General features: G+C 69.5%; 3 protein-coding genes, 2 tRNA genes and 1 other RNA gene. 5 read left to right on the top strand and 1 reads right to left on the bottom strand.

Annotated features, from left to right (window positions below; genetic code table 11):
• Positions 1–1,651, bottom strand: a 1,651-nt coding sequence (locus FDZ70_02025; GenBank protein TLM80124.1) for a cell wall-binding repeat-containing protein, incomplete at its 3' end; no start/stop codon positions are given.
• A gap of 137 nt (positions 1,652–1,788) precedes the next feature.
• On the opposite strand from FDZ70_02025, the gene FDZ70_02030 reads away from it, so the two are divergent.
• From FDZ70_02030 to rnpB, 5 genes are all read left to right on the top strand, one after another.
• Positions 1,789–3,273: a glutamate--tRNA ligase gene (locus FDZ70_02030; protein TLM80125.1), complete on the top strand. Its 1,485-nt coding sequence runs from the start codon at positions 1,789–1,791 to the stop codon at positions 3,271–3,273.
• 38 nt (positions 3,274–3,311) lie between these two features.
• Positions 3,312–3,385 (top strand) — tRNA-Gln (locus tag FDZ70_02035).
• A gap of 13 nt (positions 3,386–3,398) precedes the next feature.
• Positions 3,399–3,475 (top strand) — tRNA-Glu (locus tag FDZ70_02040).
• Between the two features lie 70 nt (positions 3,476–3,545).
• Positions 3,546–5,243: a glutamine--tRNA ligase/YqeY domain fusion protein gene (locus tag FDZ70_02045; protein ID TLM80126.1), complete on the top strand. Its 1,698-nt coding sequence runs from the start codon at positions 3,546–3,548 to the stop codon at positions 5,241–5,243.
• 42 nt (positions 5,244–5,285) lie between these two features.
• Positions 5,286–5,659: RNase P RNA component class A (gene rnpB / locus FDZ70_02050), an RNA gene on the top strand.
• Positions 5,660–12,034: the final 6,375 nt, after the last annotated feature.

Below are 12,034 nucleotides of genomic sequence, written 5' to 3' on the forward strand. Positions count from 1 at the left end.
CCGGGGGAACGCCGCCTCCGATGTCGCTCACCTTGCGCGCGACCTCTGCTGCCGTCTCGTAGCGATCACGGCCGGCCACGCGCTCGACCGTGCCCGGCACGGCCCCGGCGAGCGACGCCTCGGTCTCGGGAGACACCGCCGCGACGCCCCCGACCACGTAGGCATCGGTCGCGCCGAGCCGCGCGATCTCCGCCAGCGTCCCGGGAGGCAACGGGCCTGAGCCGACCAGCAGCACGGGGCCGTCGACGGTACCGGCCAGCGAGTTGGAGCACAGCGCGTCCGGATACGACGCCGCGCTCGCGATCACGACCGTGGCGGCGGAATCGAACGAAGCGGCACTGGCCGCTATCGCGGTCTGGATGCGGGTCGCGCCGCCGACCCGCTCGGCCGCGATGTTCCGTGCCGGCACCGACATCCCGAACGCCGAGAGGTTGCCTGCCCGGTCCTCGGATCGCATCCTGAAGTACAGGAGCGCCGTCTCGGAATCCGCGGCCACGCGCTCAGACCCGTCGGACACGCGTGCCGCGTGGTTCGGCGCCGCGGCCACCGGGCCCCACTGCAGTTCGGTCGAGGCCACGCCGGAGCCACCGTCCGCGCCACCGGCCCACGTGAGGTCGAACTCCGCGTCCGTGAAGGTGCCCGAGTACACCGGCGTCACGGCGAGCGCCGACGGCGGCGACGGCGCGACTGTGTCCGACTGCATCGGGACCGGCCCGGCGATGCCGGACTCCAGGCCGACGCGATCGACCGCGAACACCTCGTACTCGACCGTGGACGCGAACAGCACCTGGTCGTCGTGGTCGTCGTAGAAAGCCGTGCCCGCTCCGACGTGGGCGATATCCTCGAAGGGCCCGCCATCGAGCGACCGCAGCACCACGTAGTGGCTCAGACCGGAGCCCGTGTCGAGCGACGGTAGCCACGAGACCTTCACCCAGTTCGATGCATTGAGCCACGCCTCGAGGTCGCCCGGGTCGGTCGGCGGCGCGGAGTCCGGGGTCGTAGCCGCCTCGGCGGTGAAGACCGACTCCCATCCCGCCGTGTCGCGGGCGCTCACGGCGTAGTACACGAAGTCGGCGACCGGCGGCGCGACGTCCGTCCACGTGGTCGCCGGCGTGCTGGCCACCACGTCGGTGAGCTGGAACGGCGCGCCGACCGTGTTGCGGTACACGGTGTAGCCGACCAGGCCGGATCCGGCCTCGACGGACGCGTCCCACGCCAGATCCACGACGCCGGGCCCGGCCACGGCGGTGAAGTTCCCCGGGGTACCGGGCGCGATGGAGTCGACCATGAAGGACGCTGTCACCGTGGCGCCCGGCGTGCCCGAAGCGTCGACTCCGCTGACGGCCAGATCCGACAGTCCCTCCGGCGCGTCGCCGATGAACGCCGGGACACCGGCCGTGAGCGGCGCCCCGTCCGGGGCGCCGGCGTTCCACGACCACCAGCCGGTCGCGTCCACGTCCGAGAGCATCTTGATCTCGGGTGGCGTGCTGAACCATCCGTTCGAGCCGTCCGGGGAGGGCGGGTCCGTGACGATCGTCATCACTGGGCCGACGGCGGCGATGCGGACGCGCGCCAGAGCGAGCGGCTCTCCGGCGACGCACGTCGCCACAGCGACGCACAGCGCCGCCCGGACCCAGCGAGTGCCCCTCATGCTTCCTCCACTCCTCGCGGTGCGGCCCGTCGGGCGCGGGCCCGCCTCATTATACTTCCCGCTCGCGCCGCCCTGCGACGCGCTACCATATGCCCCGCACGCCCGAAAGCCCGCTCTCTGCGAAAGGCCGCACCACCGTGGAACCGACCGTACGCGTCCGCTTCGCGCCGAGTCCGACCGGGCACCTGCACATCGGAGGCGCGCGGACCGCGATCTACAACTGGGCCTTCGCCCGCAGGCACGGCGGGTCCTTCATCCTGCGCATCGACGACACGGACGCGGAACGGTCCACCGACGAGAACACCGGGGCGATCCTGCGCTCGCTGCGATGGCTCGGCCTCGACTGGGACGAGGGCCCCGAGGCGGGCGGGCCGCACGGTCCGTACTTCCAGACGCAGCGGAGCGAGGCGTACGCGGCGGCGCTCGAGGTCCTCAAGGCCAACGGCCACGCGTATCCGTGCTTCTGCTCCACGGAGGACCTCGAGCGCAAGCGCGAGGCAGCCAAGGTCGCCGGCGGGTTCTCCGGCTACGACCGGACCTGCCGAGCGCTCGCGGCCGACGAGGCCGCGCGCCGCATCACGGCCGGCGAGCCGCACGTGTGGCGCGTGGCGGTGCCGGACGGCCGCGACGACGTGGTCGCCGTCGACGCCATCCGCGGCGAGGTCCGGTGGCCCGCCTCGGCCATGGACGACTTCATCCTCGTGCGCACCGACGGCACGCCGACCTACATGTTCGCCACGGTGGTGGACGACTCGGACATGGGGATCACGCACATCATCCGCGGTGACGATCACCTGTCGAACACGCCGCGCCAGATCATCGTCTACGAGGCGCTCGAAGTGCCGGTACCCGTCTTCGCGCACATGAGCCTCATCTTCGGAGCCGACGGCAAGCGCCTGTCGAAGCGTCACGGAGCCACGTCCGTCGAGGCGTACAGGGATGAGGGCTACCTGCCCGACGCGCTGCTGAACTACCTCGCACTCCTCGGCTGGTCGATCGACGGCGAGACCACGCTGTTCGACCGCGATACCCTCGTAGCGCGATTCGACCTCGCGCGCGTGTCGTCAGCTCCGGCCGTCTGGGATCCCGAGAAGCTCGCGTGGATGAACGGCGCATACATCCGCTCGCTGTCGCCGGCCGCCTTCGCCGAAGTCGCCGGGCCGTGGATCAGTGCAGCCGGTCTGACGGCGGACGTCGACACGCTCGCGAGGATCGCGCCGCTGGTCGTGGAACGCGTGACGCGCATGGCCGAGCTCCCCGCCGTCGTGCGGCCGCTCCTCGTCGGCTCGGCGGAGCTCGCCTTCGACGAGCGCGGCGCCGCGTGGCTCGCGGAGCACGAATGGGCCGACGAGGTCCTCACGGCAGCCCTCGATGCCACACGCGACGTCGAGCCGTTCACGCACGACGCGATCGAGGCCGCCTACCGCGGCCTGCCGGAGCCGCTCGGCCGAAAGCCGAAGGAGGTCTTCCAGACCATCCGCGTGGCGATGACCGGCACCACGGTGAGCCCTCCGCTCTTCGAGTCCGTGGCGATACTGGGCCGCGACGAGGCCGTGGCGCGCCTCGAGATGGCGCTCGCACGGGGCTTCGCCGTGATTGACAGCGGGGGTGACGCTCGGTAGGATTCCGTCCCGCGCCCGGAAGCGGGCGAGTGCCTCCTTGGGGCGTCGTCTAATGGTAGGACAGCGGGTTCTGGTCCCGTATGTGGGGGTTCGACTCCTCCCGCCCCAGCCAGGACCTCTTGCACGGCCCGTTCGTCTAGTGGACTAGGACACCGCCCTCTCAAGGCGGAGATCACGGGTTCGAATCCCGTACGGGCTACCAGACACACCACCGGCCCCCCTGCAGCCGCGCGAGACGCCCGCTGAGGGGGGTTGTGCTATCCTCGGCGTCCATGAGCAGCGAGTCTTCCACACCCCCCGAGCGCAGCGACTTCATCCGCGACATCGTCGCTTCCGACCTTCGCGAAGGCCGCGTGTCTTCGGTGGTCACGCGCTTCCCTCCCGAGCCCAACGGCTACCTCCACATAGGCCACGCGAAGTCGATCTGCCTGAACTTCGGCATCGCCGAGGAGTTCGGCGGGAGGTGCCACCTGCGCTTCGACGACACGAACCCCGTGAAGGAGGAGCAGGAGTACATCGACGCCATCGAAGCCGACGTGCGCTGGCTCGGCTTCGACTGGGGCGAGCACCTGTACCACGCCTCGGACTACTTCGAGCGGCTGTACGAGTGGGCCGTTGCGCTGATCGGTGACGGCAAGGCGTACGTCGACGACCAGTCAGCCGACGAGATCCGCGCGGCGCGGGGAACGCTCACCGAGCCCGGCACGGATAGCCCGTGGCGGGACCGCTCAGTCGCCGAGAACCTCGACCTCTTCGCGCGCATGCGCGCCGGCGAGTTCCCGGACGGCTCGCGCGTGCTGCGGGCGCGCATCGACATGGCGTCGGGCAACATCAACCTGCGCGACCCGGTCCTCTACCGCATCCTGCACGCGAGCCACCCCCGTACCGGCGACGCGTGGTGCATCTACCCCTCGTACGACTTCGCGCACGGCCAGTCCGACGCCATCGAGGGCATCACGCACTCGATCTGCACGCTCGAGTTCCAGGACCACCGTCCGCTCTACGAGTGGTTCCTCGAGAACCTCCCGGTCCCCTCTCACCCGCACCAGTACGAGTTCGCGCGCCTGAACCTCACCCACACCATCCTGTCGAAGCGCGTGCTCCTGCGCCTCGTGCAGGAGGGGCGCGTCCGCGGCTGGGACGACCCGCGCATGCCCACGCTCTCGGGGCTGCGGCGCCGAGGCTTCCCCGCGCAGGGCATCCGGGACTTCGCCACGATGATCGGGGTCGCAAGGACCGAGAGCACGATCGAGGTCGAGATGCTCGAGCACGCCGTTCGCGACGTGCTCAACCGGACCGCCGAGAGGCGCTTCGCGGTCCTCGACCCGGTCAAGGTCGTGATCGAGAACTTCCCCGCGGGCGCCACGGAACTCGTGCAGGTCCCGAACAATCCCGAGGACCCCCACGCCGGCACCCGCGATGTCCCGTTCACCCGCGAGCTGTGGATCGAGCGCGGCGACTTCATGGAGGAACCTCCGGCGAAGTTCTTCCGCTTGGCGCCGGGCCGCGAGGTCCGTCTGCGCTCGGCCTTCTTCGTCACGTGCACTGGGGTCGTGAAGGACAGTGACGGCCGCGTGGCCGAGCTGCGCTGCACCTATGACCCGGCGACGCGCGGCGGGGACTCTGCGGACGGCCGTCGCCCCAAGGCGACGCTCCACTGGCTGTCGGCCGTGAACGCCGCGCCTGCGGAGGTGCGGCTCTACGGTCACCTCTTCGCGAGTCCCAGACCCGGAGCCGACGGCGCGGACGTCATGGACGACCTCGCCGCCGACTCGGAGACCATCCTCGCGGACTGCCTCGTGGAGCCCTGCCTCGCCGCAGTCCCCGTCGGACGCACCGTGCAGTTCGAGCGGCTCGGGTACTTCTGCCCGGATGCCGACTCCGCACCCGGCGCGCTCGTCTTCAACCGCACGCTCACGCTCAAGGATACCTGGGCGAAGCTGCAGGCGCGGGACCTCGAGAACGGGTAGCCCCGCGACGCGAGCGCACGGACCCTGCTATCATCCCTTCTCGGAGTGGGCCGGACGGCCGCGCGTCCCCCTCGTGGGGGCGTGAGGAAAGTCCGGACTCCGCAGGGCAGGGTGCAGGCCAACGGCCTGGCGCGGCGACGCGACGGAAAGTGCCACAGAAAAGAAGACTCCCGGGATACCGTCCGGTCCTTCGGACCGGTGCAGGTTCCGGGAAAAGCTGAAACGGTGCGGTAAGAGCGCACCAGCGTCGGGGTGACCCGGCGGCTTGGCAAACCCCACCCGGAGCAAGGGCGAATAGGAGCGGTCAAGGCCTGCCCGGCCGTCGCTCGGGTCAGCCCGCTCGAGGCCGTCGGCAACGGCGGTCCCAGACAAATGGCCGTCCACGACAGAATCCGGCTTACAGGCCCACTCCACCACCTGCGCGACGCGAGAAGGGCGGCCCCCACGGGCCGCCCTTCCCTCACACAGAGATGCGCGCTCTGTCGGCTAGCGCGGCACGACCTTCACGCCGCCGCCGGAGACGGGCACGAGTTCGTAGTTGCGGATCGTCGTCGGGTACTTCGCCGACCAGGACGCGTTGCGCGCCGCGTCGTACACGCCGACCCGGTAGTAGAACGTGCCGGTCGACACGCCGCCGGCGGTGCTCTTGCCGTCCCACACGATCGTGTTCACGCCGGCAGCCACGGTCTTCTTCACCTGGCGCCACAGCGTGCCGCTCGCGGTGAAGATGCTCAGGTACGCAGTGCCCGCCTCGCTCGTACGGAACGTGACGGTCATGTTGTCCTTGTAGCCCTCGCGGATGACCGGATAGAACGGGTCGGGCGTGTCGCTGATCGAGCTGATCGTCGGTGGCGTCTTGTCGAGGATGAACGGCCTCGTCGCGACCGCCGTGCGCCCGTAGAGGTCGTACGCGGTGACCGTGAGCGTATGGTTGCCGTTCGCGAACGCGCTCATGTCCTTCGTGATCTCGTACGGCGACGCGGTGTCGGCGCCGATGAGGATACCGTCGACCCTGAACTCGACCCGCGCGATGCCCGCGCCGTCGGAAGCGGTCGCGCTGAACTTGTACGACTGCGAGACGTACGCGTTGTCGGCGGCCGGTGCGGTGATCTTGACCGTCGGAACGTCAGGGTCGCTGTAGAACACCATGCTCGTCAGCGGGCCGAGGTTGCCGGCGCGGTCGATGACGCCGACCGAGACGGTGTTGCGTCCGACCGGCAGGTCCTCGATCGACACGATGCCGTACGCGTGCGTCGCGATGATCGGGACCATGCCGAGGATGTCGTTGCCGGTGTCGATGGGCTCGCCGTTCAGTTCCACGTAGTACATCCAGTCACGGCTCAGCTCGTCGTAGGACGCCCCGGTGAACGTCGGGTTGTTCCAGATGAAGTCGCGGCGCGACGTCTGGATGACAGCGCCGCCCGCGTCCGAAGCGCGCAGACCGGTGACCGGGCGCGGATCGGTGACGTCGATGCCGAACGGCAGGTCCTCGGGGATGCCGTACAGGCCGTGCTGGAGCGCGCGTGCATGCACGTACCACACGCCCTCGAGCGGGTCGTGCATACCCGGTATCCACGACGGGATGGTGTACGTGCCCCAGCCCGGTATGTCCACGCCCGGTTGCCCGCTGGGCAGCAGGACGCTCGCGGTCAGGCCCGTGGTCGCCGGCAGCGCTGCGGCCGACACGTACGCGTTGGCCACGAGGCCCGGCACCGGCAGCTGCGGGAGCGTCCCCGGCGCATGGTCGATGGCGTAGACGAAGCCGTTGACATCCTGCGTGCACTCGAACGAGATGTCCGGGTACAGATCGTTGATCCACTCGATCGGGTTCGCAGCGTCCGGGCCCGCGTGATCGAACCCGTCCGCGCCTACGTAGGTGCCGTGGATCATCGTATACACGTCCTGGGTGCCCGGAGGCGGAGGCGGCGTCGCGTCGATGTCGAGGTAGAACTGCCTGCTGTCGGTCGCCATCCGGCCGAGCTGGTCGTATGCGCGCACGGTCAGCGTGTGCAGCCCCGGCGCGTAGTTGACCGACAGGTCCGGCTGGATCACGTACGGCGGGTAGATGTCGGACGCGACGAAGGTGCTGTCGATGCTGAAGTCCACCCGCGTGATGCCGGCACGGTCTGTCGCATCAGCGCTCAGCCGCGGTGAGACCGTCATCGTCTCGCCGTCGATGGCGGGCGAGGTGATGTCGACCGTCGGCGTGTCCGGATCGCTGTAGAACGTCATCCCCGTCAGCGGGCCGAGGTTGCCGGCCCGGTCGATGACGCCGACGGCGATGGTCACGCGGCCTGCCGGGCAGTCCTCGATGGACACCGCGCCGTACGGGAAGTTCGGCATGACCGGGACGACGCCGTCGGGCTTGCTGTTCGTCTTCATCGGCTCGCCGTTGACCTCGACGTAGTACATCCAGTCTCCGGAGAGCGCGTCGTACGAACCGCCGAAGAAGCTCGGGTTGTCCCACACGAAGTCTCGCCGTGCGACCGTGATCGTCGAGCCGAGGGAGTCCGTCGCGCGCAGGTTCGTGATGGGCCCCGGGTCGGTGATGTCGAGGCCGAACTGCCGCTCGGAGAGCAGCCCGTACTCGCCGGACATGACGGCGCGCGCGTGGACGACCCACAGGCCCTCGGACGGATCGCTCATGCCAGGGAGCCACACGGGTGCGACGTAGCTCCCCCACCCCGGCAGATCCATGCCCGGGAAACCGCTGGGCATCAGCACGTTCGCGTCCATGCCCGTAGTCGCCGGCAGCGACGCGGCGGACACGTAGGCACGGCCGGGAACGCCGGGCACCGGCATGGCGGGAACCGTGCCGAACACGTGGTCAGCGGCGTAGACGAAGCCGTTGACCGGCCGCGTCGTCGAGTACGAGACGTCCGGATACCGGTCGCTCGTCCACTCCAGCGGATGGTTGATGTCGGTCGCAGCCTGTCCGAAGCCGTCCGGCGGCGCGAACGCCACGTCTATCTCCGTGCCGATCGTCAGCGTGGACGGGTCGGGCGGAGGCGCGGTCGACTTGTCGAGCACGAACGCCCTGCTCACGGTGACCGTCCGGCCGTAGTGGTCGACGACGGTCACGAACAGCGTGTGCGGGCCGTCCGCGAACGCCGACAGGTTCGCCGCGTAGACGAACGGACCGTCCGCGAACGTCGCGACGACGCTGGCGTCCACACGGAAGGTCATGCTGGCGATCCCACCCACATCGGTCGCGTTCGCGCTGAAGCGCGTCAGCGCACCGACCGTGGCCGCCCCGCTCGGCTCCACAATCTCCACCGTGGGCGTGTCGGGATCGCTCCAGAACGTCATCGGCGTCAGCGGGCCGATGTTGCCCGCGCGGTCCACGACGCCGACCTCGATCACGTTCTCGCCCGGTGGCAGGTCCTCGACCGAGACGGCGCCGTACGGGTGTGTCGGCATGATCGGCACCAGGCCCGGCCTGCTGCCGTTGGCAAGAGGCTGGCCGTTGACCTTCACGTAGTACATCCAGTCGCCCGACAGCGCGTCGTACGAACCACCGGTGAACGTCGGGTTGTTCCACACTATGTCGCGACGCGCGTACGGGATGGTCGGCGTGATGATGTCCGAGGCCCGCAGGCCGGTGACCGGCAGCGGGTCGGTGACGTCGAGGCCGAACGTCCCCTCGGAGAGCGGGCCGTATCGGCCGTCGAGGACGGTACGGCCGTGGAGCACCCAGATGCCCTCCACCGCCTGCGTCATGCCCGGCAGCCAGACCGGCGGCACGTACGTGCTCCAGCCCGGCAGGTCGACGCCCGGCTGCCCGCTGGGAAGGAGCACGCTGGCCCACGAGCCCACTGTGGCCGGCAGCGACGCGGCGGACACGTACGCGTTGCCTGTGACGCCCGGAGCCGGAAGGACCGGCAGCGTGCCGAGGGCGTGGTCGACGGAGTACGCGAAGCCGTTGACCGCGAACTGCGAGCCCATCGCGTCGACCGACGAGAACCGGAAGTCGGGGTACAGGTCGTTGATCCACTCGATCGGGTTGTCCGCGTCCGGGTCGGCGTGGCCGACACCGTCCGGGCTGACGAACGTGCCCTGGAGACGCGTGACGGCCGCGAGCGGCGGGTTCTTCACGAGGGTGAACGTGTCGGTGTCCGTGACCGAGCGCCCGTACAGGTCGTACGCGCGTGCGGTGACGGTCCGCGCACCGTCAGCGAACGCGGCGAGGCTCGCCGTGAGCTCGTACGGAGCGGTGAAGTCCGTGCCGATGAGCGTACCGTCGACCCGGAACTCGACCCGGTGGATCCCCGCGGCGTCGCTCGCGTCGGCCGAGAACAGCGCGGTCGCTGTCACGGTCTCACCTGCCACGGGATGCGTCACATCGACGGTCGGAGAAGCCGAGTCACGGACGAACGTGTAGGTCGCCTCGGGGCCGATGTTGCCCGCACGGTCGATGACGGACACGCCGACCACGTTCACGCCCTCGGGGAAGTCCTCGACCGAGACGAGACCGTAGCCGTGACTCGGCAGGACCGGCACGGTGCCCGGGACCTCGTTGCCGGTGTCGATCGGTTCGCCGTTGAGGGTCACACGGTACAGCCAGTCACCGGACAGCGCGTCGTACGACGAACCGAGGAACGACGGGTTGCGCCAGGTGAAGTCGCGCCGCGAGACGGTCACGGTACCGACCACGGAGTCGGCCGGCGCGAGGCTGGTGACGATCGACGGCGGGGTGATGTCGATGCCGATCGGGTACTCGGCCAACTGTCCGTACTCGCCGTTCAGGTACGAGCGCGTGTGGACGTACCACATGCCCTCGACCGGGTCGACCGCGCCGGGCCACGGAGCGGGGGGCCAGTAGCTGTTCCATCCGGGCAGGTCGACGCCGGGATACCCGCTCGGCATCAGGACGCTGGCGTTCGTGCCGATCGAGCCCTCGATCGACGACGCGGCCACGTAGGCGTTGCGCAGGCCCGGCACCGTCAGCTGCGGGATCGTCCCCGCCGTCCGGTCGATCACGTAGGCGAAGCCGTGGACACCCCGCGTCGTGTCGAACGAGACGTCCGGGTACAGGTCGTTCGTCCACTCGACAGGGTTCGCCGTGTCGGCAGCGGCCGGCGCGATCCCCTGCGCGCCTTCGTACGTGGCGCGGATGGTCGTGTTGATCAGCAGGGTGGACGGATCGACCGGCGGCGGTGCGGTCTTGTCGAGGATGAACGCCCTCGACGCCGTGACCGCCCTGCCCCACCGGTCCCTCGCCGTCGCGCTGAGGACCTGTGGCCCGTCGGCGAACGCCGCCATGTCACTCGTGATCTCGTACGGTTCCACGGAGTCCGTCCCGAGGATGGTCCCGCCGACCCGGAACTCGACCGACACTATGCCCGTGTCGTCGCTCGCGGTCGCTGAGAACTTCGCCGGCACGCCGATGGTCTCCCCGACCGACGCCGGCCGCGTGATGCTGACCGTCGGCGTCGCGGCGTCGGTGAAGAACGCGAGGTGCGACAGCGGGCCGAGGTTGCCGGCGCGGTCCACGACGCCGACCGACACGGTGTTCTCGCCGGCGCGGAAGTCCTCGATGGAGATGCTCCCGTAGGCGTGCGTGCGCAACGCCGGGACGAGACCGTCAGGGGTGCTGCCGGTCTTGACCGCGACGCCGTTGACCTCGACGTAGTACATCCAGTCACCCGACAGCGCGTCATACGAGCCGCCGGTACCCATCGGGTTGTCCCACACGATGTCGCGCCGGTTCATCGGCACTACGGTCGTGTACGCGTCCGACGCGCCGAGGCCGGTGACCGGCAGCGGGTCGGTGATGTCGATTCCGAACGGGGCGCTCATCGTGGGACCGAACTGCCCGTCGAGCATGGTGCGGGCATGCAGGTACCAGATGCCCTCGACGGACTCGGTCATCCCGGGCAGCCACGACGGCACGGTGAACAGCGACCAGCCGGGCATGTCGAGCCCGGGGCTGCCGCTCGGCTGCAGGATCGTCGCGGACTTGCCGACCGTTGCGGTCTGGGACGCCGCCGAGACGTACGCGTTGCCCGGAACGCCCGGTGCGGGCATCGTCGGCACCGTCGTCGCCGAGTGGTCGAGCGAGTAGACGAAGCCGTTCACGTCGCGGGTCGACTCGAACGACATGTCCGGGAACAGGTCACTGATCCACTCGATCGGGTTGGTCTCGTTGGGCATGGCGTGATCGAACCCGTCGGGCGGCTCGAAGGTGCCGTGCGGCTGGACCTGCGCATCGAACGGCGGCGCAGGCGGGTACTTGACCAGCGTGAACGTGCGGGTGGCGACGGCCACACGGCCATACGCGTCCGTCACCGTGAAGCTGAGCGTGTGCGGTCCGTCGACGAACAGCGCGAGGGAGACATCCGCCTGAAATGGTGAGCTCGCGGTCGCGTACACCGGCGTGCCATCCACCGCGAACACGGCCGACGCAACTCCACCCGTTTCTGTCACGAGCGCCGAGAAGTGCGCTGATGCGTCGAGCGTGGCGCCGGCGATCGCAGGCTTGGTGATCTCTACCGTCGGCGTGTCAGGGTCACAAACGAAGGCGACGGTCGACAGAGTGCTCCTATTGCCGGCCCGGTCGTAGACGCCCACCCCGACGACGTTGAGTCCCGACTGGAAGTCCTCCACGGACAGACATGCCGTCTGAACCGTGGAGAGAATCGGGACGCCGCCCGGCGCGATGAGGCCGGTGTCGAGCGGTTCTCCGTTCACCTCGACGTAGTACAGCCAATCACCGGACAACGCGTCGTGCGAGCCACCAAAGAACGCAGCATTGGTCCAATAGATGTCGTTCCGGTTGGTCGGTATGACCG

Source organism: Actinomycetota bacterium, from assembly GCA_005774595.1.
In the GTDB taxonomy this organism is placed as follows: Bacteria; Actinomycetota; Coriobacteriia; order Anaerosomatales; family D1FN1-002; genus D1FN1-002.

What these genes read in the sequence shown, in the direction of transcription:
- FDZ70_02045 (TLM80126.1), top strand. Translation starts at nt 3,546, where the DNA reads ATGAGCAGCGAGTCTTCCACACCCCCCGAGCGCAGCGACTTCATCCGC.